Origin of the sequence: Streptomyces sp. NPDC020742 (assembly GCF_040641675.1) — a bacterium.
GTDB lineage: Bacteria > Actinomycetota > Actinomycetes > Streptomycetales > Streptomycetaceae > Streptomyces.
This window is the reverse complement of the sequence record NZ_JBFAEA010000002.1, coordinates 373,101-396,044: the sequence shown is the minus strand read 5'-3', so window position 1 is coordinate 396,044 and position 22,944 is coordinate 373,101. Positions and strand designations below refer to the sequence as shown.

Genomic DNA, 22,944 nt, shown 5'->3' with positions numbered 1-22,944 from the left:
GAGCGCCGCACGGTGCGAGCGCCGAGCCAGCGGGTGGCGGGACTCAGAGGGGCAGCGGGGGTAGGGCAGGCTGCTGTAGCCAGGCGTGGAAGAGTGCGTCCAGCGGGGCGGCCGCGTACTGCCGGGCGTGCGCGAGGAAGTTCGCGGTGCTCACCGTGCCGTGGCGGTGCTTCGTGGTCCAGTCCCTGAGCAGGCGGAAGAAGGCGTCCTCGCCCAGGGCGCGGCGCAGGGCATGGACCGCCAGGCCTCCTCGTTGGTAGAGCCGGTCGTCGAACATCAGGTCTCTGCCGGGGTCGGCCAGTCGGAGGTCCTGCGGAAGGCCGGCCAGCAGGGCGTGCGCGGTCGCGGCGCGCGCGGCCGCCGTGGGGCCGCCGGCGTGCTCGGACCACAGCCACTCCGCGTACTTGGCGAAGCCCTCGTTGAGCCAGATGTGCCGCCAGTCGGCGATCGAGACGCTGTTGCCGAACCACTGGTGGGCGAGTTCATGGGCGATCAGGCGTTCCGACGTGCGGGTTCCGTCGAGGTGGTTGCTGCCGAAGGTGGCCATGCCCTGCGCCTCCACCGGGACGTCCAGTTCCTCGTCGGCGATCACCACCGCGTACTCCCCCAAGGGGTACGGCCCGAACACGTCCTGGAAGAACGCCATCATCCGGCCCTGGCGGGCGAAGTCCACGGTGAACTCGGGCACCAGCCGTGCGGGCAGGTAGGCGGTCTGCGGCACCTGTGGCGGCCGGCCGGCGGCAGGGCCCGATCCGGTGAGCGGCACTGCGGTGTACCTGCCGAGGGAGACGGTCACCAGGTAGGTCGAGGTGGGAGCCAGCTGCTCGTACACCCAGGTGGTGCTGCTCGACTTGGTGGTGCGGCTGATCAACCGGCCGGTAGCGATGGCGGTGTACGGGGTCGGGGCGGTGATCGACAGCCGGTACGAGGCCTTGTCGGCCGGCCGGTCGTTGCAGGGGTACCAGGACGGTGCGCCGACCGGCTGGCTGGCCACCAGTGCGCCGTCGGTCAGCTCCTCCCAGCCCAGGCCGCCCCACGGACTGGGCGTCGGCTGGGGGTTGCCGGTGTAGCGGACCTCGACGGTGAAGGCCGTGCCCGGGGCGAGCGTTCCCGTCGGGCGGATGCGCAGCTTGCCCGCCCGGTGGGTGTAGCGCACAGTGCGGCCGTCCACCAGCACCCGCTGGATCCGGAACGCGGCCAGGTCGAGTGCAATCTCCTGCAACGGCCCGGTGCCGGCCAGGGCGCCGAGCCGGGCCCGGCCGCTGAGGCGGTTGGACACCGGCCGGTACTCCAGGTCGAGGTCGTAGTGGTGGACGTGGTAGCGGGCGTCTCCGTGGCCGGGGAAGTACGGGTCCGTACCGGGGGCGGGGACCTGCTCGGGATTCAACGGTCGCACTCTCCCCTGGTCTCGGCGGGCTGACGGTCCATGGTCGCGCGGTGGCTCATTCCCGGGGGTGCCAGGCCTCGATCGGGTTGCCCAGCCACCGGGTTTCGGCGGGGACGGTCTCCGCGCCCATCGCCAACGACGCCGGACCGAGCGTGCTGCGCGCCCCGAGGGTGCTGCCGGGCAGCACGATGCCGACGGGGCCGAGCGTGGCCCCTTCGCGGAGCACGACGGTGTCCGTCCGGATGATGCGGTCGTGGAAGAGGTGGGTCTGCAGCACACAGCCCCGGTTGACGCACGCCCCGTCCTCCAGCGTGACCAGATCGGACTCCGGTAGCCAGTAGCTTTCGCACCACACTCCCCTGCCGATGGCGGCTCCCAGGCCGCGCAGCCAGAGGTTCAGCAGCGGGGTGCCCAGTACCGCTCCGATCAGCCACGGCACGGCGAGCACCTCCACGAAGGTGTCGGCGAGCTCCGTACGCCAGACGAATCCGCTCCAGAGCGGGCGGGTGACCGGCCGGAACCGCCCCACCAACAGCCACTTGGCGGCGAGGGACACACCGCAGGCGACGGCGCCCGCGGCCAGCAGCACCGGGCCGGACAGCAACGCCGCCACCACCGGTGAACCGCGCACGGCCAGGTGGGCCAGCGCGGCCAGGACGAGCAGGCCGAGGGCGGCGGAGAGCAGCACGGGCAGCAGCCGGCAGACCTCGACCATGCCCCGGGCCCAGAGGAGTCGGGCCGGCGGATCGTAGGTCAGGTGAGGGTCCCCGGCGCCGGCTGCGCGCGGCAGCCGCATGGGCGGCATGCCCAGGTACGAACTGCCCTTCTTCGCCTTCTCGGGTGCGGCGGACAGCACTCCCACCAGCCCTCGGTCGGGGACGGAGCGCCCCGGTGCGGTCATGCCGGAGTTGCCGAGGAAGGCCCGCTCACCGATCGCGGCCTCGCCGATCCGCAGCCATCCGCCGCCCAGTTCGTACGGGGCGACCAGCGTGTCATCGGCCAGGAAGGCACCGTCGCGGACCGTGGTGAGGCTGGGCAGCGCCAGGACCGTGGACACCTCGGCCCGCCGGCCGACCGTCATCCCCAGCGCCCGTAGCCAGAGCGGGGTGATCAGACCGGCGTAGAGCGGGAAGAGCGTCTCCCGGGCCAGGTCCATGAGCTGGCTGACGGTCCAGGCCTGCCAGCCGGCCCGGCTGTGCACCGGATACCAGCCGGGCCGCAGATCACGGCTCAACAGCCGCACCGCGGCGGTCACCAGGGCGGCGTAGGTCAGCCCGAAGGCCAAGGTGGCGGGCACGAGCGCGATGAGGGCTCCGCGGACGGCGTCGTCCAGCGGGTCTTGGGGGTGGACGAAGCAGCCGATGACCGCCAGGGCCGCGATGCCCGCCACCAGGTGCAGCAGCCCCAGTGCCGGGCGGCTCAGCCCGTAGAGGGCCGCCCATCGGGCCGGGCGCGGGGGACGCGCCTTGGGCCACCGCCGTTCGGCCTTGCCCAGCTTGACGGCCGGCGCACCGCCCCAGCACTGGCCGGTCGGTACCCGGCCGGTGACGGCGGAACCGGGGGCGACCTGTGCCCGCTTCCCGACCCGTGCGCCGGGGTAGAGCGTGCTGCGGGTGCCGACCACCGCCCCGGAGCCGACCTTCACCGGACCGATCTCCAGCCGGTCCCCGTCCAGCCAGTGGCCGGACAGATCCACCTCCGCCTCGACGGCGCAGCCCCGGCCCAGCTTGAGCAGGCCGGTGACCGGTGGCAGCGCGTGCAGATCGACCTCCGGCCCGATGCGCGCGCCCAGCGCGCGTCCGTAGCGCACCAGCCAGGCCCCGGACAGGTGGACGGCCCCGCTCAGCTCCGCGAGCCGCTCCGCGGTCCACAGCCGCAGGTGCACGCTGCCCCCACGGGGGTAGCTCCCCGGACCCAGCCCCCGCAGCAGCAGCCGGGCGCCACCGGCCGCTATGGCCAGTCTCCCCGGCGGTGTGAAGAACAGCAGGCCACCGGCCGCCACCCACCACCAGGAGGCCCTCGGCGCCCATGGCGGGGCGCCGCACCACGCCAGGACGTTGCCCAGAGTCAGCAGTGCGGTCGTCCAGCGCAGCCCGACCAGGGTGAAGAGCGGCCAGAGCAGCAGCAGTTGGACGGTCTTCGCCCGGTTCGGCACCGGCCGCACACGGCGCGGGGCGCTCTCCTGCGGCGCGGCACGGTCCAGCAGCCGGGCCAGTTTGCGCAGGGTGGGCTGCCGGTAGATGTCGCGGACGGCGGTGGCCGGGTAGCGGTCGCGGAGCAGGGTGGTGAGCTGGGCGGCGGCGAGGCTGCCGCCGCCGGTCGCGAAGAAGTCGTCCCGGGTGCCGGTGACCGGGACACCGAGGATCTCGTGCCACTGCGCGGCCAGCCATGCCTCGGTGTCGCTGAAGTCCTCGCCCGGCCCCGGGGCACCGTGCTCGGGGCCGGGCGTACGGGGCAGGGGCCAGGGCAGGGCGGCCCGGTCCACCTTGCCGGAGGTGCGGGTGGGCAGCGCGTCGACGGGGGCGAGCAGCGGCACCAGGGGGGCGGGCAGTTGGGCCCGCAGCCGCTCGACGGCCTGCGCCCGGTCCCAACCGTCCTGGGTCACCACATAGCCGACCAGCAGCTGGTTGCCGCCCCTCGTGGTCCGGACGGCAGCGGCGGCGCCGGAGACACCGGGCAGGGCCTGCAGCGCCGCGTCCACCTCCCCCAGCTCGATCCGCCGGCCGCCGATCTTGACCTGCTCGTCGTCCCGCCCCAGGAAGACCAGCCCGTCGGGCTCGGCCCGTACGAGGTCGCCGCTGCGGTAGGCCCGGTGCCAGTCGAGCGACTCCAGCGGGGCGTACTTCTCGGCGTCCTGCTCGCGGTCCAGGTAGCGCGCCAGTCCGGCTCCGCCGATCACCAGTTGGCCGCTGCCGCCCATGGCCACCGGGGCACCTGCGTCGTCCACCACGGCCAGGTCCCAGCCGTCCAGCGGAAGACCGATCCGGACGGGTCCCCGGCCGGTCAGCAGGGCGGCGCAGGTGACCACGGTCGCCTCGGTCGGGCCGTAGGTGTTCCAGACCTCCCGTCCCTCGGTGACCAGCCGCTCCACCAGCTCGGGCGGACAGGGCTCGCCCCCGAAGACCAGCAGCCGTACGTCGTTGAGCGCCTCGGCCGGCCAGAGCGCGGCGAGCGTGGGCACCGTGGACACGACGGTGATCTCCTGCCCGGCGAGCCAGGAGCCGAGGCCCGCTCCGTCACGTACCCGGGAACGCGGCACGGGCATCAGACAGGCGCCGTGCCGCCAGGCGAGCCACATCTCTTCGCAGGAGGCGTCGAAGGCAACGGAGAGCCCCGCCATCACCCGGTCCCCCGGGCCGATCGGCTCCTCCCGGAGGAAGAGCGCCGCTTCGGCGTCGACGAAGGCCGCCGCGCTGCGGTGGGTGACCGCGACGCCCTTGGGTCTGCCGGTCGAACCGGAAGTGAAGATGATCCAGGCATCGGCCTCGGGGTCCGGACGGCGCCGACGGCCGGCGGGTGCACGGCGGCCCGTCAAGGTGAGGCTGCGCCCGGCACCCAGGACCGCGCACACCCCCGCCTCGCCGAACACCAGCTCCGCGCGCTCCTCCGGGTCGTCGGCGTCCACCGGCACGTACGCCGCGCCCGCGGCGAGCACGGCCAGGATGCAGAGGTAGAGATCGTTGGTGCCGGAGGGCACCCGCACCCCGACGCGGTCCCCGACCCCGACACCGGCCGACGCCAACCGGCTTCGTAGTTCCTCGACTTCACCGCTGAGCTCCTGGTAGCTGAGCGCATGCCGGCCGTCGTCCAGGGCCGGCTCGTGCGGGTGGATCAGGACGGTGGCGTCCAGTACGTCCACCAGCGTGCGGGCGGCGGGAGCCGTGCGTCCGCCGAACACCGCCGGCAGCCCCTCGGCCGTTACGGCGACGGGGTCCGGCTCCCGCAGCATGTGCCCCGACGCCAGCTCAACCATGCGTTCCTCGTCCCTGGTTCCCCCTTCCACTGCCGCGGGCGGGGCCGGTGGCGGGGCGGTGCACCGCGCGCCGACGCGCCTGCGCTCCGGTACGCACGGGTCGTGCACCGGCCCCGCCGGGGCCCGCTCGCCCGTCCCTGTGAATATCCGGCACCCCGCCGCACTCGGCGAGCATTGAGGGCAAAAGGGTGGTTCGCCGTCCGCGGCCGCCACGTCCGCGTTCGACGGACCGCAGCCGGTCACCCGACTGGCGTCCGCCACGGTGCGCAGCGTGAGCCGTCCGGCCCACGCTGCTCTCACCCCTCTCTGGAAGGAGCAGTACGGTGACGCCGTTGGCCGACGACTGGCTGGTTCCGTGGGTGGCGAGCGCCCATTCGGCTCTCCACGGGGGGCCGCTGGCCGCCTTCCTCGCCGACCTCGCCACGGTCGCCCCGGCGTTGGGACGCGCCACGGCGCACGTCATCAGCCTTCCCCTGCACCCCGCCGCACGCGCCTTGCGCACCTCCCCCGAGGCGCTCGCCTCAGCCTTGGCGCAGCTCGGTGCGGCCGGCCTGCTGACCTGCAGCTACGACGGCGACGCCGAGGACGCACACGCCACCATCACCCTGCTGCCCAGCAGCACGGCGCCGTGACCGGTCCGCACGACGACGGCGCGCCCGACGGCACCGCGGTCCGTACGGGCCGCGGTGCCGTGGCTGGTGGTCCGGTCAGGCGCTGGTCACCACGCACTGGCCGCGGTCGGCCTTCATGGGGCCGGCGGCGGTGGGCCGGACGTCGAAGTCGAACATGGCGGTGGGTACGTACAGCGAGCAGCAGGCGTTGGGGATGTCGACGATGCCGCTGATGCGTCCCTCTATGGGTGCGGAGCCGAGCAGCAGGTAGGCCTGCTCGCCGCTGTAGCCGAACTTCTTGAAGTACTCGACGGCGTTGAGGCAGGCGCGGCGGTACGCCAGGGTCGCGTCCAGGTAGAAGTTCGTGTCCGTGTCGTGGTCGACGGAGACCCCGATGAAGGTGAGGAACTCCGTGTACCTGGGCTCGACATTGCCCGGAATGAAGACGGGGTTGGTGGTGATGCCGTAGGTCTCCATACCGCCCTTGATCAGGTCGACGTGGAAGTCGATGTAGCCGCCCATCTCGATGGCGCCGCAGAAGGTGATCTCCCCGTCGCCCTGGCTGAAGTGCAGGTCGCCGCCGGAGAGCTTGGCGTCCTTCACATGCACGGGGTAGAAGACCCGCGAACCCCGGGTGAAGTTCTTGATGTCCTGGTTGCCTCCGTTCTCACGCGCCGGAACGGTGCGGGCGCCTTCGGCCGCGATGCGCCGTGCGAGGTCCCCGGTGGCCGTGCCCGCGAGTGCGTTGGTGCTGTCCGGCGGAACGGCGAGCGGCGGGACCCGGTTCGGGTCGGTGTCGATCAACGCCTGCTCACGGGTGTTCCAGCGGGCGAGCATCTCGGCGGACGGCGCGGTTCCGAACAGCCCAGGGTGGGTGATTCCGGTGAAGCGGATTCCGGGGAGGTGGCGGGAGACCGCCTGCTGCCCGTGGAAGTCCCATATCGCCTTGTAGGCGTCCGGGAAGTAGTCGGTCAGGAATCCGCCGCCGTTCGCCTTGGCGAAGACGCCGGTGTAGCCCCAGCCCTGGCCCGCCGCATCTCCGGTCTGCTGCGGTACGGGGCCGAGATCGAGGAGGTCCACGACGAGCAGGTCGCCCGGTTCGGCGCCTTCCACGCCTATCGGGCCGCTGAGCATATGAGGAATGGTCAGGTCGATGTCGCGTACGTCGTTGGCGGATTCATTGTTGCCGACCTGGCAGTCGGTCCAGTCGCGGCACTCCAGACGGAATTCCGCGCCCGGCTTCACCATGGCGACGGTAGGGACGTCCGGGTGCCACCTGTTGTGTCCGGGAACGTCCTGGTCACGCATCGACTTGGTCTGGTCCACGTTGAAGAGAATTTCGGGCATGACAGCTCCTCATTTCTGATCCGGTCACGTTGCGGTGCCCACGCTTCCGGCCTCCGGGGTCGCTGGGGTCGACTGCCGCGACTTCCGGGTGAGCGGCCACAGCGCCCCGAACACCACCACTGCGAAGACCGCGAGTGCGATGGCGGTCTCGGTGGGGTGCTTCCAGTAACCGGAGAGCAGCAGCCCCGCGGGAATCACACCGGTGACCCAGCCCTCGATCGCCGTGACATAGCCCGTATAGGTGGTGAGGGCGTCCATCTTGAGGCCGAGCAGCAGGAAGAACAGGAACCACAGGAATGCCCAGTACAGCCAGATGACCCCGAAGGGCGGGTCCTTCAAGAGGTGGAAACTGGCAAACGAGTATCCCAGGGCCGCGATCGATACGAACAACGAGTAATAGCCGACGCCGGTGCTATCGAGACCGGCGAGCAGTCCGATGCCTACGTAGAGGTAGGTGAAACCGAACAGATAAATGCCAGATGCCGCCAGGATCCTGGTGGGGTCACCGGCGGCAGCGAAGATGAGGTAAGTCGGCGTCAGCACCTGCAGTGCACCGATGAAGAGGTTGAACACCGCTCCCGCCCGGGCGTCGACCTTCCCGAGCAACAGCATTCCGTTGATGAAGAGCACAGCACCGACAAAGAGCAGTCCCACGTTGCCCACGGGGACGCACCTCCTCAGTCCGCGTGGGGGACGGAATCGTCGAAACCCGCCTGTACCGTTCCGACTTGTCGACCACTGCCCTCAGGTACGCGGCAACCGCGAGAGCGCGGGGTGCGGGCGCCGTGGCGGCCTGTTGCCCGGCGGCACGTCGGAGACCACCGCCGGGGCGTCCCGCGACTGTTCCTCGCGTTCATGGAGAGCGGCGACCGAGTGCGAGGGCAGCGAAAGGTTCGGTGAGGAATACACACGCTTCGCAGCACCTGCGCAGACCGGGCAGCCATAGAGCCTGGGCGCCGTTCCGATCGCCAACTTCACATCGAAAGGCCCACAACAGCTGCATACATATTCATAGGTTGCCATCAGCAGCCTCCGGTAACCGGTGGACGCTGGCCAACCCGAGCGTGTAAGGCGCACCCCGATCAGCGCACGCCACAACGCATTGCCTCCCTTCAAGGAGACGTCTCGCCCTGGCAGGTGTCAAGCGCAGCCCCATCGGGTCCACCCACCGCCCGAACAATGCGACGGCGTCCGTGCGATGCAGCTGGTACGGCGCGGTGTGCGCACATTTCCGGCCTCCTCCAGAGCGGGCCACCCCGCCCAAAAATCCGCCGCCTGCGATCGCCATCGAAGTCACCGGAACCGCCAAAACTCCCTTCCGTGGACGCGAACGGCGCCACGGAACACGAGGGGCCGCACGGAACTGATGGAACCGGCCGCATTCTTATCCACCGGCCGCACTCTGCCCCGTATGCCGGGGATTGCCGCGTCGACTCCCGCTCGACTAAAATTCAAGATCATCGGCGTCCGACCGGTTCACCGGTGCCCTGCCGGTCTTCCGGTGCGGTGGCCCCACCGATGGAGGACAGCCATGGCAAAGATCCTTGCGGTGCTCTATCCGGATCCCGTGGGCGGATATCCACCCGATTACGCCCGCGACGAGATTCCCACCATCACCGGCTATCCGGGCGGTCAGACCGCGCCGACCCCGCAAGCCATCGATTTCACCCCGGGACAGCTGCTCGGCTGCGTCTCGGGAGAACTGGGACTGCGCCGCTTCCTGACGGAGCGGGGCCACACCTTCGTCGTCACCTCCGACAAGGAAGGGGCGGACTCCAGGCTCGACCGCGAGCTGCCCGACTCCGACGTGGTGATCTCACAGCCCTTCTGGCCCGCCTATCTGACCCCCGAGCGGATCGCCGCGGCGCCCCGGCTCCGGCTCGCGATCACCGCCGGGATCGGGTCCGACCACGTCGACCTGCCGAGCGCCATCTCGCACGGCATGACGGTGGCGGAGGTGACCTACAGCAACAGCATCAGCGTGTCCGAGCACGCCGTGATGCAGATCCTGACCCTGGTGCGCAACTACCTGCCCTCCCATGAGTGGGTGACCACCAAGAAGGGCTGGAACATCGCGGACAGCGCGTCCCGCGCCTACGACCTCGAAGGCATGGACGTCGGCGTGCTCGGCTCCGGCCGGATCGGCCAGGCGGTGCTGCGCCGCCTCAAGCCGTTCGACGTCACCCTGCACTACTGCGACGTGCACCGGCTGCCCGAGGAGGTCGAGCGGGAGCTGGGGCTGACCTACCACCCCGACGCCCGCTCGCTGGCCTCCTCGATCGACGTGCTGTCGATCCACACTCCGCTGCATCCGCAGACCCAGAACCTCTTCGACGACGAGCTGATCGGGGCCATGAAGCGCGGGTCGTACATCGTCAACACCGCACGCGCGCTCATCGTCAACCGGGACGCCGTGGCGAGGGCGCTGCGCAGTGGCCAACTGGCCGGTTACGCCGGTGACGTCTGGTATCCGCAGCCGCCACCGCCCGACCACCCCTGGCGCACCATGCCGTACGAGGCGATGACACCCCATGTGTCCGGTACGACGCTCGCGGCGCAGACCCGCTACGCCGCCGGCACCCGGGAGATCCTGGAGTCCTGGCTCGACGGGCGCCCCATCCGCCCGGAGTACCTCATCGTCGACGGTGGCGGGCTCGCCGGAACGGGAGCGCGCTCGTACACGGTCGCCGGATGACCTACGCGTCCGGCGGACCGGAAACGGCCGGGAGGATTTCCATAGCTCTTGAAATTCTTGAAATGTCCAGCATCCCTTGAAGGATTCCTCGAAGGATTTCGGAAGAAGATCTCTTTCTGATCCATCGCCCCGCTGTGAGCGGACTCACGCCAAAAGCCCTGGACGGGCACAAGGCGAGACCCTTAGCGTCCGTAAATAGTTTCTTTTTCCCTATATGCGAAGGCACCGGCGCCGCGCATACTGTTTCGCAAGAAAACCAAGGTGAACGCCGGGAAGGTGGATCAGTGAGCAGCATGGACGCCGTGTGGGTGCGGGGCGTGAACGGCATTCAAATGCATCATGTAACCGACCTGCAGGATGCCACCAGATTTCTGGGCAACGCGGCCATGGCGCTGCGGGCCGCGCACGTGAGGACCGGCGCCGACCAGTACTCCAGCATCGCCGCCGAGCTCAAGAGCCTGGTGGAGCGGGTGCGGGAGCTGGAGGACGAGGCCCGGTCGAACATGCACGACCTGCACTCCACCGACCCCGAGCGGTTCGTGCGCTGCCGGGACGGCCACGAGCCGTGGCCCGGTGAGATCCCGGCCGGGTTCATCCCGCGCCACACCTGCAAGGACGAGTGCCTCTACCACGACCGCGAGGTGCTCGACGCGATCATGCAGTGCACCTGCGGCCGGCCGCCGTGCCAGGCCTGCGAGATCGGCGGCAAGCTCTGACGAGCGGGGCCTTGATCACGCCATGAGGGAGTCCCCGGTTCTCGGGGGCTCCCTCGGTGTTTGCGGTGTGCCTCGGAGTTTGCGGTGCGCGGTGTGGATGCGGTGCGCACCCGTGGCGTACGTCGGGGTACGGGCGCCGGTGCAGGGGAGACGGGCCCAGGTGTCGCCAGCAGGCCCGGATGTCGCCGTGCGGCCGTGGCCAGGGAGCTACCCGGCCACGGTGTCGTCCTCGGCGAAGGCGAGCCGGTCCACCACCTCGACCACGCCGTCGACGCTCTCGCACAGCCGCAGGGCGATGGTGACCAGGCTCCTGCGCCCCAGGGTGCCGCTGAGCGTCACCGTGCCCTCGGCGACCTCGACCGTGACGGCGGACGGTGCTACGCCCAGCGTGCGCGTCAGCACGTCCTCCAGGATCTCCTCCTGGATCGCCCGGTCACGCCGCAGGAAGAGCTGGACGAGGTCGCTGCGGCTGATCACGCCGATGAGCCGACCGGCGTCGTCGACCACCGGCAGCCGCTTGATCTTCTTCTCCTCCATGGTCCGGGCGGCGCGGATCGCGCTCCACTCGGGTCGGGCCACCACGGCGGGGCTGGTCATGATCGCCTCGGCGGTGCTGGGCCCGGCCTTCTCGATCTGCCGGCGGAGCAGATCGGCCTCGGAGACGACGCCCACCGGCCGCTCGTCCGGATCGATGACCGGGACGGCGGTGATGTCGTACTCGTCGAGCAGGCGCGCGATCTCCCTGAACGGGGTGCCCGGCTGGACGACGACGGCGTGCGGGGTCATCAGATCGGCAACGCTGCGATGCCTCATCTCGGGCCAGTACCTCCGGGATGCTTCAATTCTGTGCTTCTTGGGCTCACTCGTCAGCAATCCTACGATTAGGGGGTTTTGGCGGCGTCGACGGGGCTCCGGTTGGCAGCGTCGACGCGTTTCCCGTTAGCGGCGCCGCCGGGGCTCCCGCTCGCCCGGTTCCGCCGGCTCAGTCGTGCGGGACCACGGCAACCGGGCAGGTCGCGTGGTGGATCACGGCGTGCGCGACCGGGCCGACGTGCGGCGCCAGGCGCCGGCGGTGCCGCCGGCGGCCGACCGCCACCAGCTCGGCCCCGGGGGCGGCCCGGATCATGGCCCTGGCCGGGCTCTCCAGCAGCACGGTCAACTGCACCGGCACGTCGGGGAAGCGCTCCCGCCAGGGGCGCACCGCCTCCCGCAGCTCGTCCGCCGCCTCCCGGGTGACCTCCTCCGCGACATCCGGCTCGATACCCCACGGCACGAAGGCGGGCACCGGCAGTGCCCGGCCGTGTACGGCCTGGATGGGCAGTCCCCGGCTCAGCGCGGCGTCGAAGGCGAAGGCCAGCAGGGGGTCGCAGGGCCCGTGCAGGCTCATGCCCAGCACGATCCGCGGCTCGGACACCGGTGGCGGCTCGGTACGACCCGGCCGGGGCGGCTCGGCGTGCACGGCCCCCCGGACCAGCACGACGGGGCCGTCCGCCCGACCCACGACGTCCAGGCTGACGTCGCCCAGCGCAAAGCTCTCCCACGGTGCGAGGGCCCGGGAGCCGAGCACCACCATCCGCGACTCCTGCGCCGCGCGCAGCAGCGCCGGCTCGGCCTCGTCGCCCACCAGGTCCTCCATGATCTGGAGGTGCGGACGGCGCTCCCGTACGGCCTCCGCGGCCCGGTCGACGATCCGGCGGGCGGCGGCGTTCTGGTCGCGGTCGGGGGGTGTGCCGGGCGCCTCGGCGGCCAGCAGGATCCAGGCGTGCAGGAGGCGCAGCACGGCGTTCCGCCGGTCCGCCTCGTCGGCGCCCCACTGCGCGGCCGCCAGGCTCTCCGGCGAGCCGTCGAGGCCCACAGTGATCACTTCCGGATCCATGGCTGGAATTCTCCTTGCTTTCCGTACGCTCTGCACGCCCGGCGGGCCGCACGAGGGCGCCGGCCGCGACATCGGCCGTACGGTCACCGGCCCGCCCCGAGGTGCTCGTCCCTGCACGGTCATTACCGTGGAAGGTGTGGCCGCGCCCCCCGGGCGGCCATCGCGGAGGGTGTCGTGGCTGTGGAGAGACCTGACGGGGCCGCCGGCGGACGCCGGCGGCTGAGCGCGCTGCCGGACGATCTGCAGGAGCGCCTGCAGGCGGTGGAACGGTGCGCCGGTGGCCCGCCGCAGCTGCTGCTCGAAGCGGTGATGTCCGTGGGCAGGGGGCTGGAGCTGTCGCAGGTGTTGCGGCGCATCGTCGAGGCCGCCGTGGTGCTCGTGGACGCCGAGTACGGGGCGCTCGGGGTGATCGGGGACGACTCCCAGCTCTCGCAGTTCCTGACGGTCGGGATCTCCGAGGAGAAGGCCAAGGCCATCGGCCACCTACCGGCCGGGCACGGAATTCTGGGGGAACTGATCCGCCGTCCCGCGCCGCTGCGCCTGACCGAACTGGGCGAGCACCCGTCGTCCCACGGATTTCCGGCGAACCACCCGACGATGCACTCGTTCCTCGGGGTACCGATCCGCGTCCGCGACGAGGTCTTCGGGAATCTCTACCTCACCGAGAAGCGCGGGGGCGGCGACTTCGACGCCGAGGACGAGACCGTGCTGTCGACGCTGGCGGTGGCTGCGGGGGTGGCCATCGAGAATGCGCGCCTGTACGAGGAGGCCCGTTACCGGCAGCGGTGGCTGAAGGCCAACGGTGAGATCGTCGCCGGTCTGCTGCCCGGCGCGGGCGAGACCGACGTCCTGGAGATGATCGTCGACCACGCGGTGCGGATCCTCTCCGCCGATCTCGGCGCGCTGGCGCTGCCGGTCGACGCCGACACCATGAGCGTGGCCCTGGCGATCGGGGTGGACGCCGAGGCCCATCGCGGTCTGGTCCTGCCCCGGCACGGCTCGTTCGTCGGCACGGCGCTGACCACCCGCGACCTCATGATCAGCGTGGACATCGAGCACGATCCGAGGATCACCGCCGGCCCGCCGCGCTGGTGGGGGCTGGGGCCCGCGGTCGCGGTGCCGCTGATCACCGGTGAACGGGTGCGCGGGGTGCTGTTGTTGGCCCGGCTGCGCGGGCGCGAACCGTTCACCGAGCAGGAGACCGCACCGCTGCTGACCTTCGCCGGGCAGGGCGCACTGGCCATGGAGATGGCCGACCAGCGCAGGGACGCCGAGCAGTTGGCGCTGCTGAAGGACCACGAGCGGATCGCGCGTGACCTGCACGACCTGGCGATCCAACGCCTCTTCGCGACCGGGATGACGCTGCAGAGCGCGCTGCGCTTCGTCGATCATCCGGAGGCCAGTGAGCGGCTGTTCCGGGCGGTGGACGACCTCGACGAGACCATCAAGATCATCAGGTCCGCCATCTTCGGTCTCCGGGCGCCCGCCACCGGCCGGGCCGCCCAGCGCCTGCGGTCCCGTACCGTCGCGGCGGTGGACCGGGCGACCCGCACGCTGGGGTTCACCCCGTCGCTGCGCATGGAGGGGCTGATCGACACCGATGTGCCGGCGGACACCGCCGATCAGGTGCTGGCCGTACTGGGCGAGGCGCTGTGCAATACGGCGCGGCACGCCCACGCCGGTGCGGCCGAGGTGTCGTTGGTCGTCCGTGACCGGGAGCTGACGCTGACCGTCAGGGACGACGGCGTGGGCATCCCGGAGGAGGGCCGGCGCAGTGGTCTGCGCAACCTGGCCAAGCGGGCGGAGGCCATGGGCGGTGAGATGACCGTCGAGTCGCCGGCGGAGGGCGGAACCCGCCTGGTGTGGCACGTACCGCTGCCCACTTGACGCGCACCGGCCCCGCACCTACGGAGGGCCCGGGCCCCGCACGTGGTGCAGGGGCCCCATGGCTTCCTGGGAGGACGGCCGGCGCCAACCTCCCGTCGGGGGCAGGGCATCGGCCGGCGATACGGGGCAGGGTGGGGAGGACGCTGCGTGACGCCGTGCTGTGCCATCCGGTCGGGAGGCTTGCGAACATGCGGATATGGCAGGACACCACGGAGGCGGGCCGCTGGCCCGGAAGGGCGGCTCCGCTGGGGCCACCTACGACGGCAGCGGAACGAACTTCGCGGTGTTCTCCGAGGTGGCCGAGCAGGTCGAGTTGTGCCTGTTCGACGAGGCGGGCCAGGAGGACCGCATCGAGCTCGAAGAGGTCGACGCCTTCGTCCACCACCTCTACCTGCCGGAGGTCGGCCCCGGTCAGCGGTACGGTTTCCGGGTCCACGGCCCGTTCCCGCCGTCCCGCGGGCAGCGCTGCAACTCCCGCAAGCTGCTGCTCGATCTGTACGCCAAAGCGATCGAGGGGCGGACCGAGTGGAACGAGGCGCTGTACTCCTACCGTTTCGGCGCTCCGCGCCGCCGGAACGACGCGGACTCCGTCGCCTACACCATGAAGTCGGTGGTGGCCAACCCCTACTTCGACTGGGGAAACGACCACCGCCGGCAGATCCCGTACCACGAGACGGTGATCTACGAGGCGCAGGTCAAGGGCCTGACCCGGACCCCTCCGGCGATCCCCGAGGACATCCGCGGGAGCTACGCGGCACTGGCGCACCCCGTGCTGCTGGACTACTTCACCTCCTTGGGCATCACCGCCCTGGAGCTGATGCCGGTGCACCAGTTCGTGCACGATCACGCCCTGGAACAGCGGGGGCTCGCCAACTACTGGGGCTACAACACCATCAGGTGCTCTCCGAGCCGGACCCACGCGGCCGGCGCATTGTGGACGACTCGTTCCTGCTGCTGTTCAACGCCCACCACGAACCGCTCGCCTGCACCGTCCCGGGCGGTCTCGGTCCGTGGTGGAGCGTGGTCGTGGACACCGCCATTCCCTATGTGGAGTACCGCTCGCTGATCAAGGCCGGTGCCCCGGTGGAGGTGGAGGCCAGGGCCCTGCTGGTGCTGCGGCAGTCCGGCCAGGACTGACCCGCGCGACCGCCTCCCCGCCGTCCGTCCGCCCGCCGCCGCGGTGGGCGGACGGCCGTGCGAGGATCCTGGGATCGTGCACGGCACTGTGGAGGACGAGGATGTTCGCGATTTCGCTGGGTGACGGGGCGCAGCTGCGTCCGCTGGAGCCCTGGCAGGCCGAGGAGTTCCTCGCCCATATGGACCGCGGCCGGGCCTTTATCGGCCGGCACGTGGGGCTGCCCGACGTCACGACCGACCTCGCCTCCGCCCGTGGCTGGCTCCAGTCGTACGCCGACAAGGCCGCCGCCGACACCGGCCGGCTGCTCGGCATCTGGCAGGACGATCTGCTGGTCGGTGGCGTCCTCTTCCGGACCTTCGACGCGGAGGCCGGCACCTGCGAGGCCGGCTGCTGGCTGGAACCGGCCGCCGCCGGCCGGGGGCTGGTCACCCGGGCCACCCGGGTCCTGATCGACTGGGCGTTCCGCACCCGCGGTCTGCACCGCGTGGAGTGGCAGGTGTCCTCCGAGAACACCCCCAGCATCAAGGTGGCCAAGCGGCTCGGCATGCGCCGCGACGGAGTGCTGCGCGCGAACCACCCCCACCGGGGCGTCCGGCAGGACACCGAGATCTGGTCGGTGCTCGCACCCGAGTGGCGCTCCGGGGCGTCGGAAGCCTCCGGGTCCCCGGCGACGGACACGGGCGTATCCGCGCGGGAGGGCAGCCGTTAGCCGGGTGTGAACGAGACGGATCACCGCCTGCTGGCACTGGTCGACGGCGTCGTCGACATCGACGAAGAGCGGCTGCCGCTGCTGACCCTGCGCGAGGCGCAGGCCGCCGTGGCGCTGCTGCAGCTCCTGGCCGGCATCGGCGGTGAGGGCTGCTACGCGGCGCGCCACCTGGCGGCGAACCTCGCGCGGCGGCTGCCGGCCGAGGCCCCCCGGTCATGAGGCGGCCGGCCGGCTCGCCCGGGGCGGCCCGGCGGGCGCCCACCGCCCGGACGGCACCCGCCCCGCCCTTCACCCGCCGTGATGACGGCCACCTGAGTGGAGCCCGCCGCGGCGGCACCGTCCGCAGGGGCCCCTCCCCCCACCTGGCCGTAGGCAACTGAGCACCGGGGGTGTTGCACCGTCCCCCGGTAGGGCATTCGGAACAGTGCCTCGCGGGCACGGATCCCGATGCGCGGTGCCGGTTCCCGGTTCCGCCGTTGCGGTTCCCGGTCCACGCACCACGTTCGACCAGATCAGGAGCGCTATGTCCCCCCACTCCTCCCCCCGCCCCGTACGCCAGGCCGCTGCCGTGCTGCTCGCCGCCGCTGCCGCCGTCGGGCTCACCGCCTGCCAGCACGGCACGACCCGTGGCTCGGGGAGCTCGTCGGCCAGCGCCTCCCACGGCACGGGTGTCGATACGGCGTCCGGCGGGGGCGACACGGCGGGCAGCTCACAGCAGACCGGCCGGCCGACGAGCAGCGGCAGGCCGCCCCGTGCGGCGGGGAGCACCCGCTGTGCGGCGACGTCGATGCGGATGCGGCTGGGGGGCGTCGACGCGGGAGCGGGCAATCTGCGCTATGCGCTGGTGTTCACCAACAGCGGCAGACAGCCCTGCATCCTGCGCGGCTACCCCGGCGTCTCCCTCATGGCGCGGGACGCCCAGTCGATCGGCAAGCCGGCCACCCGTGAGGGTGTGGCGGGCGGGCCGGTGACGCTGGCTCCCGGCGCCAGCGCGCACGCGGAGCTGCACACCCTCAACGAGGGGCTGGGGGGTGCGGGCTGCTGGAAGAGCGCCGACCTGGTGCTGGCGTACCCGCCGGGCTCCAAGGAGTCGATGACCACGCGCACTTCGGGGCTGCGGATCTGCGGCGAGGAGTTCAGCGTCAGCGCCGTCACACCCGGCATCGCGGGGTAACGGGCGCCTCCGCCGTCAGTCCTCGTCGTCCTCCGCCCGACGCTCCCCCTCCGCCTGGGACGGCTGGGTGCGGGTCGCCTCGGGGTGCCGCGGCTCGGCCGGGTCCAGGTCTTCCTCCAGCCGCTCGCCCTCGGCCTGCGACGGAGTCGGGTACTCGTCGTACTGGCCCATGGCTGCCTCCGTACGATCGGTACGAGTGCCTACCTCCCGAGCGTAACGCCCGGGCCGGCCTGCGGCCCGGGCAGCGGCTGCCGCTCCGGTGACCCGCCGGAGGGGCGGAGCGGCGGGCCGGAGCCGGGAGGGCGGGAGCGGTGGCGGCCGGGCCGGAGACCGGAGGTCCGGTTCCGGCGGCCGCCACCGCTCCGCCCGTCTGCGGCCGGGGTACCCACCGCGCCTCGGCGACGACGGCCGGCGGCGGTGTCACGACCGGACGCGGGGCACGGGTCAGGAGTGGGTGGCGAAGTCCTGGGTCCACCACGGCCCGTTGGCGCTCATGTTGACGCCCACTCCGGTGGACTTGTAGGAGCAGTTGAGGATGTTGTCGCGGTGGCCGGGGCTCTTCATCCAGCCGTCCATCGCGGTGGCCGGGTCCTTGGGGCTCTTGAAGATGTTCTCCGCCCAGCTCTGCCAGGCGAATCCCGCGTTGGTCATCCGGGTGCCGGGGTCGACGCCCTCCGGAGTGTTGTGCTCGTAGTAGTTCCGGGCGGCCATGTCGTCGGAGTGCGCCTGTGCCGCCTTCTGCAGCCGGGCATCGACGGTGAGCGGGCCGCAACCGTGCTGGGCCCGCTGGGCGTTGACCAACTCCACGATCTTCTGGGCGAACTGCGCGGCGGTGCCGGTCGCGGCCCGAGCTCCGGCCGGGGCGCCGGCGCCCGTTCCGGACTCGACGCGGGGGGTGCGGGGCGCCGGCCTGGCCGCCGGGGGCGTGCTCTTGTCGGGGTGGGTCTTACGGGGGGAGGGCGCGGTGTGCGGCCGCTTGCCGTGCCGTTCGGAGCGGGACGGGGAGGCCGACGAGGTGGGGCGGCGGGGGGTGTGCGGGGCGCTGTTCGTCTCCGGCGCAACGGAGGTCGCGGCGGCCCGGGACGGCAGCGAGGAGTCCGCGGCGAGCACGGGGTCGGGCCCGGAGGCCCCGCGTATCAGCGCCAGGCAGGCCCCGCTGGCGGCGAGGACGGCTGCCACCGCCAGCAGCACCGTCTTCCCCTGGGGCCGGGGGACGCCGCCGCGGCGGGACGCGCTGTGCCGTCCGTACCGGCGCGCGGGGCGGGGCGCCACGGCACGGCGGCGTCCGGTGGGCGCGCCGGCCCGGCGGCCGGCGCCCCGAGGCACCCGTCCGTGCCGTGCGGTGGTCGGCGACTCCTCGCCCGATGCGGACTGAATGCTGTTGTCGTGGTTCATGATTCCGTTTCCTGTGTGCCCGTGGTGCCGGTCCGGCCCACGGCCGGTGGCGTGTGACCACCCGCCCCAGGGGGCGGTGGGTCCGTACGGTCCGCCGGGTGGGCGGTCCGTACCTGGGAGACCTCGGGTGCGGACGCGGATAACGAAAAGTTCCGCGGATTTTTTTCGCGGCCCGTTCGCGCCCCGTTCTCGGGCCGTTCCACGGGGCACTGCCAGGGGCTGGGCCCCGGCCGTCTTCCGGATCCACGTAGGTTTTTGTGTTGTCGCGGTGCGCCCGACGGGTCACCTGACTGCGGGGCGAGGACAGTGCACACGGATGAACAGGACCGAATAGGCGTGAAGTGGGACAGCGGTACGGCAACCGTCGAGGCGGCCAAGGCAGGGGACGAGCGGGCCAGGGAGGAACTCGTCTCCGCGTACCTGCCCCTGATCTACAACGTCGTGGGCCGGGCGCTGGACGGCCATGCGGACGTGGACGACGTGGTGCAGGAGACCATGGTGCGCGTCCTGGAGTCGCTGACGGACCTGCGGGAGCCGGCGTCCTTCCGGTCCTGGCTGGTGGCCATCGCCATGAACCAGGTGCGGCGGCGCTGGACCTTCCACCAGAAGACCCCCGTCGTCGCCCTGGAGCAGGCGCCCGAACGGCCCGACCGCTCGGCCGACTTCGTGGAGCTGACCATCCTGCAACTGGGGCTGTCCGGCCAGCGCCGTGAGGTGGCGGCGGCCACCCGCTGGCTGGACGAGGGCGACCGCGCGCTGCTGTCGCTGTGGTGGCTGGAGGCCGCCGGGGAGATCACCAGGTCCGAACTCGCCACGGCCCTCGGCAGCGGGACCCGGCACACCGCGGTCCGGGTGCAGCGGATGAAGAAGCAGCTGGAGGCCGGGCGGGTGGTCGTCCGGGCGCTCGCGGGCAACCCGCCGTGTGCCGCCCTCACCGAGCTGACCGCCACCTGGGACGCGCAGCCCTCGGGCCTGTGGCGCAAGCGCATAGCCCGGCATGCGCGCCGGTGCAGGACGTGCTCGGGGCACTGGACGGACCTGCTGCCCGCCGAGGGACTGCTGGCCGGCCTCGCCCTGCTGCCGCTGCCCGCGCACCTCACCCCGCCCACCGTCCTGTCCACCCCCACCGCGGCGACCGTCGGCACCGCCTCGGCCACCAGCGGATCGACAGCCGGGGCACCGGCGGACACCGGGGCGAACGGCCACGGCGCACATCACGGGCCGACGGTGCGGCCCCGCCCGCGCCGGGTCGGCAAGGGCACGGCCGTCACCGGGAGCCTGACGCTCGCGGCGGCCGTCCTCGCCGCCCTGTGGTGGTTTCCCGGTACGCCCCGGGAGGAGCCGAAGGCCGGACCCCGGGTGGTCCCGCCGCTAACTGCCACCCCTCCCGTGCACCGCCCCACCCCGACCCCGTCGCACACCCCCCGGCCCACCGCCACCCGTACGCCCAGCACGGCGCCGCCCACCCGGCCCTCCCCCACGGCCACCCCGCCCGACCTGGAGGAACAGGCCGTCGCGCTGATCAACCGCCACCGCGCCACGGCCGGCTGCGGTCCGCTCCGGGTGGACCGGCGACTGCACTCGGCGGCCCGGCAGCACTCCGCCGACATGGCGGCACGCGGCTACTACGAGCACACCACGCCGGAGGGCACCGGGCCCGATGCGCGGATCACTGCCGCCGGCTACCCGTGGAGCAGCTGGGGCGAGAACCTCGACCGCGGCCCGCGCACCGCCGACGCGGCGGTGCGCGACTGGATGGGCGATGCCATGCACCGCGACAACATGCTCAACTGCAGGTTCACCGCGGTCGGGATCGGTGTCGTACCGGGCGCGAGCGGCCCCTGGTGGACCCAGGACCTGGCCGCACCGCGCTGACGCCGCACCTGCCGGGCATCCGGCGCGCAACGTGCACGCCGCCGCGGCCCCTCGGGGGTACGGGCGTCCGCCGCCCACCGGCGCGGGTGCGGGCGGCACGCGGGTGCGGGCGGCACGCGGGTGCGGGCGGCACGCAGTACGGGCGGCGCGTAGTACGGGCGGCGCGTAGTACGGGCGTCCCTGCGGATACGCCCGTCAGCCGTCGCCGCCCCGCCAGACGTTGTCGAAGGCCGCCTCGTCGATGGCCCGGCGCTGCCGCTCGAACTCCAGGCTCCGCACCGCGTCGTCGACGGCGGCGAGCACCGTCGCCACCGCGCCGTCCGCGACGCCCGGGGAGTCCTCGGCGGCCGGCTCCTCCAGGACCTCGACGGAGGCCACCAGCGCCGTGAGCACGGGCTCGTCGGAGGTCCAGCGGTAGGCCGCACGCCGGCGGTCCGGCGAGTCGGTCAGCACCAGCCGGCCGACCCGTAGGGGCATCCAGCCGCGCGGCCGCTCCCAGCTGACCTGGCCTTCCGCCTCCAGGGCGGCCAGGTAGGCGGTGAACAGACCGCGCCCCCTGCGCCACAGCCAGTCATCGACCGACTCGAACGGCGCCTGCCGGTCCAGTGCGGACGCGGCCTCTTCCAGCAGGCGGTCGTCGAGGGTGGGCCGGTAGCCCGGCACGATCCGGTCCCCGGCCAGCGAGAAGGCCTGCGCGCCCAGGAGGTCGATCAGTTCGGCGCCGGCGAGTGCGAGCGAGAGGTTGCCGCGCTGCACGGGGCGACCGGGCTCCCTGTCCAGGGCCGGATTGCCGGACTCCCGGTCCATGGCGACCATCAGCAGGTCCCGCGGTGTGGTCACGAGCGGCTCCACGTCAGGGGCATCGACGTCAGGGGCATCGACGGCGATGCGGGTGAGCGTCGTGGTGTGCCGGGCGGCCCCGGCCACCGCCGGGACTCCCTCGGCCGCACCACACTCCGCCTACGAGTCTACGGAGCACGGACGCCCCTGGCATCCCACACCGGCCCCGGCCCGGCTCCGCCCCCTGACCGGTCTCCGCCGCCGCCCGGCCACGCGGAGCGTTCTCCGCCCCTCCCCGGGGTGTGCCCCTCCTGCCCCGTTCCCCTCCCGGCGGGTGCGCTACAGCCGTTCGCCGCGCTGGGCGAGGAAGGACTCGCCCAGCGCGGCGAGTACCGGGTGCTCGGTGGCCAGGCGCAGGCCGTCGACGGCCGCGATCGCCCGTACCCCGATGGCGGTGTTGGTCGCGAATGCCGCCTGGAAGGTGGGGAGTTGACCGACCGGTACGGGCGCGACGCGGTGCGGATGGAGCTCCCTGAGCAGCGCCATGGTGACCCCGGGCAGTACGTCCGCCTCGGGCCACACCACGCGGCCGTCGGCGTCGATGAAGCCCGCGTTCCAGGTCCCGCCTTCGGAGACCAGCGGCGCCGGGGCCGGCTCCGGGCTGACGAACAGGGCGTCGTCGAAGCCGGCCAGCTGGGCGGCCCTCCGGTGGTGCAGGGCGCCGAACAGCCCGGTGTGCTTCACCCGGGCCACATCCCGCTGGTAGCGGACGGTCTTGACGCGCAGCGGCGGGAGCGGAAGGGCGCCCGCCGGACGGAGCGTCACCAGGATGTGGGGGTCGTGCGCGGCAGCGGGGCGCCCGATGTCCAGGCCGGGGTCGAGGACGGTGACCCGTACGACGAGGGCGCCGGGCCTGTCCCCCACCGCGTCGCGGACGTACTGGCGCACGGCGCCGGGATCCAGCTCCGCCCCGAAGACCGTACGGCAGTCGCGCACCAGCCGTTCCAGGTGCCGGGTCAGGCCACGGACGTGCTGGTCGTCCACGCGCAGGGTGGTGAAGTGGCCGTAGTTGGTGAGCGCGAGCGCGCACAGTGCGTCGGGGTCCGCCGGGTGTCCGTTCAAGAGCGCCATGCGGAGCAGTCTGGCAGCCGATGAGGCGGGCGCCCCGCTGCGGCGGGCACCGCTCAGTGCCCGCCGTCGGAGAACGGGCCACCGGCGCCGAAGGCACGGGCAGTAAAGCGTTTCGCCGTTCCGGCGGTGTGCCGCGGTGTCCGGGTGGACCCGGTCCGGCGGCGGATGCTCGGCGAAGTCCGGTGCGAGCGGTCCGGGGGTGTCCTCCTGGAGGGGGCACAGGAGGGGGAGACGACCAGCAGGGGGTGGT

At 72.4% G+C, this 22,944-nt stretch carries 19 protein-coding genes and 1 pseudogene; 9 read left to right on the top strand and 11 right to left on the bottom strand.

Translation table 11 applies throughout. From position 1 onward, the window contains the following. Positions 1–43: 43 nt before the first annotated feature. Both AB0G84_RS05775 and AB0G84_RS05770 read right to left on the bottom strand, forming a co-directional pair. Positions 44–1,387, bottom strand: a complete 1,344-nt coding sequence (locus AB0G84_RS05775; protein ID WP_361315998.1) for a M1 family metallopeptidase — start codon at positions 1,385–1,387, stop codon at positions 44–46. 55 nt (positions 1,388–1,442) lie between these two features. After that, the gene (locus AB0G84_RS05770; RefSeq protein ID WP_361315995.1) at positions 1,443–5,360 is read right to left on the bottom strand and encodes a Pls/PosA family non-ribosomal peptide synthetase; all 3,918 of its coding nucleotides are present in this window, start codon (positions 5,358–5,360) and stop codon (positions 1,443–1,445) included. 323 nt (positions 5,361–5,683) lie between these two features. On the opposite strand from AB0G84_RS05770, the gene AB0G84_RS05765 reads away from it, so the two are divergent. Continuing rightward, positions 5,684–5,992 (top strand): hypothetical protein, encoded by a 309-nt coding sequence (locus tag AB0G84_RS05765; RefSeq protein WP_361315992.1) that lies wholly within the window; start codon positions 5,684–5,686, stop codon positions 5,990–5,992. A 75-nt stretch (positions 5,993–6,067) separates the two neighbouring features. On the opposite strand, the gene fmdA is transcribed toward AB0G84_RS05765, so the two are convergent. The 3 genes from fmdA to AB0G84_RS05750 form a co-directional block, all read right to left on the bottom strand. Then, positions 6,068–7,318: a formamidase gene (gene fmdA / locus AB0G84_RS05760; RefSeq protein ID WP_361315989.1), complete on the bottom strand. Its 1,251-nt coding sequence runs from the start codon at positions 7,316–7,318 to the stop codon at positions 6,068–6,070. A 24-nt stretch (positions 7,319–7,342) separates the two neighbouring features. Beyond that, positions 7,343–7,981 (bottom strand): AmiS/UreI family transporter, encoded by a 639-nt coding sequence (locus AB0G84_RS05755; protein ID WP_361315986.1) that lies wholly within the window; start codon positions 7,979–7,981, stop codon positions 7,343–7,345. 81 nt (positions 7,982–8,062) lie between these two features. After that, entirely contained in the window at positions 8,063–8,341 is a 279-nt protein-coding gene (locus tag AB0G84_RS05750; protein WP_361315983.1) for an FmdB family zinc ribbon protein, read from the bottom strand. A gap of 508 nt (positions 8,342–8,849) precedes the next feature. Here AB0G84_RS05750 and AB0G84_RS05745 point away from each other — a divergent pair. Both AB0G84_RS05745 and AB0G84_RS05740 read left to right on the top strand, forming a co-directional pair. Then, positions 8,850–10,013, top strand: a complete 1,164-nt coding sequence (locus AB0G84_RS05745) for an NAD-dependent formate dehydrogenase (RefSeq protein WP_361315981.1) — start codon at positions 8,850–8,852, stop codon at positions 10,011–10,013. 293 nt (positions 10,014–10,306) lie between these two features. Next, the gene (locus tag AB0G84_RS05740; RefSeq protein WP_361316817.1) at positions 10,307–10,729 is read left to right on the top strand and encodes a hypothetical protein; all 423 of its coding nucleotides are present in this window, start codon (positions 10,307–10,309) and stop codon (positions 10,727–10,729) included. A gap of 207 nt (positions 10,730–10,936) precedes the next feature. Here the strand turns inward: AB0G84_RS05740 and AB0G84_RS05735 are convergent, their stop codons facing one another. Further along, positions 10,937–11,542: a CBS domain-containing protein gene (locus AB0G84_RS05735; RefSeq protein WP_361315978.1), complete on the bottom strand. Its 606-nt coding sequence runs from the start codon at positions 11,540–11,542 to the stop codon at positions 10,937–10,939. A 169-nt stretch (positions 11,543–11,711) separates the two neighbouring features. After that, the gene (locus tag AB0G84_RS05730) at positions 11,712–12,605 is read right to left on the bottom strand and encodes a universal stress protein (RefSeq protein WP_361315976.1); all 894 of its coding nucleotides are present in this window, start codon (positions 12,603–12,605) and stop codon (positions 11,712–11,714) included. A 174-nt stretch (positions 12,606–12,779) separates the two neighbouring features. On the opposite strand from AB0G84_RS05730, the gene AB0G84_RS05725 reads away from it, so the two are divergent. From AB0G84_RS05725 to AB0G84_RS05705, 5 genes and pseudogenes are all read left to right on the top strand, one after another. Beyond that, positions 12,780–14,492 (top strand): GAF domain-containing protein, encoded by a 1,713-nt coding sequence (locus AB0G84_RS05725; RefSeq protein ID WP_361315974.1) that lies wholly within the window; start codon positions 12,780–12,782, stop codon positions 14,490–14,492. 188 nt (positions 14,493–14,680) lie between these two features. Continuing rightward, positions 14,681–15,387, top strand: a pseudogene (locus AB0G84_RS05720) (glycogen debranching enzyme); the annotation flags it as partial. A gap of 343 nt (positions 15,388–15,730) precedes the next feature. Further along, entirely contained in the window at positions 15,731–16,339 is a 609-nt protein-coding gene (locus AB0G84_RS05715) for a GNAT family protein (RefSeq protein ID WP_361315971.1), read from the top strand. Positions 16,340–16,345: 6 nt separating this feature from the next. After that, positions 16,346–16,558, top strand: coding sequence for a hypothetical protein (locus tag AB0G84_RS05710; RefSeq protein WP_361315969.1), 213 nt, complete (start codon positions 16,346–16,348; stop codon positions 16,556–16,558). A 304-nt stretch (positions 16,559–16,862) separates the two neighbouring features. Further along, the gene (locus AB0G84_RS05705; RefSeq protein ID WP_361315967.1) at positions 16,863–17,513 is read left to right on the top strand and encodes a DUF4232 domain-containing protein; all 651 of its coding nucleotides are present in this window, start codon (positions 16,863–16,865) and stop codon (positions 17,511–17,513) included. Between the two features lie 15 nt (positions 17,514–17,528). On the opposite strand, the gene AB0G84_RS05700 is transcribed toward AB0G84_RS05705, so the two are convergent. Further along, complete coding sequence (locus tag AB0G84_RS05700) at positions 17,529–17,684, bottom strand: hypothetical protein (protein WP_361315964.1); 156 nt, start codon at positions 17,682–17,684, stop codon at positions 17,529–17,531. Positions 17,685–17,957: 273 nt separating this feature from the next. Beyond that, on the bottom strand, positions 17,958–18,908 hold the full coding sequence (locus AB0G84_RS05695) for a CAP domain-containing protein (RefSeq protein ID WP_361315963.1): 951 nt from the start codon (positions 18,906–18,908) through the stop codon (positions 17,958–17,960). A gap of 336 nt (positions 18,909–19,244) precedes the next feature. Between AB0G84_RS05695 and AB0G84_RS05690 the strand changes: the two genes are divergently transcribed. Continuing rightward, positions 19,245–20,783 carry a sigma-70 family RNA polymerase sigma factor gene (locus AB0G84_RS05690; protein WP_361315961.1) on the top strand — a complete coding sequence of 513 codons (1,539 nt, stop codon included), beginning with the start codon at positions 19,245–19,247 and terminating at the stop codon, positions 20,781–20,783. Between the two features lie 195 nt (positions 20,784–20,978). Here the strand turns inward: AB0G84_RS05690 and AB0G84_RS05685 are convergent, their stop codons facing one another. Next, the gene (locus AB0G84_RS05685; RefSeq protein ID WP_361316814.1) at positions 20,979–21,623 is read right to left on the bottom strand and encodes a GPP34 family phosphoprotein; all 645 of its coding nucleotides are present in this window, start codon (positions 21,621–21,623) and stop codon (positions 20,979–20,981) included. A gap of 279 nt (positions 21,624–21,902) precedes the next feature. Continuing rightward, complete coding sequence (locus AB0G84_RS05680) at positions 21,903–22,694, bottom strand: aminotransferase class IV (RefSeq protein WP_361315959.1); 792 nt, start codon at positions 22,692–22,694, stop codon at positions 21,903–21,905. Positions 22,695–22,944: the final 250 nt, after the last annotated feature.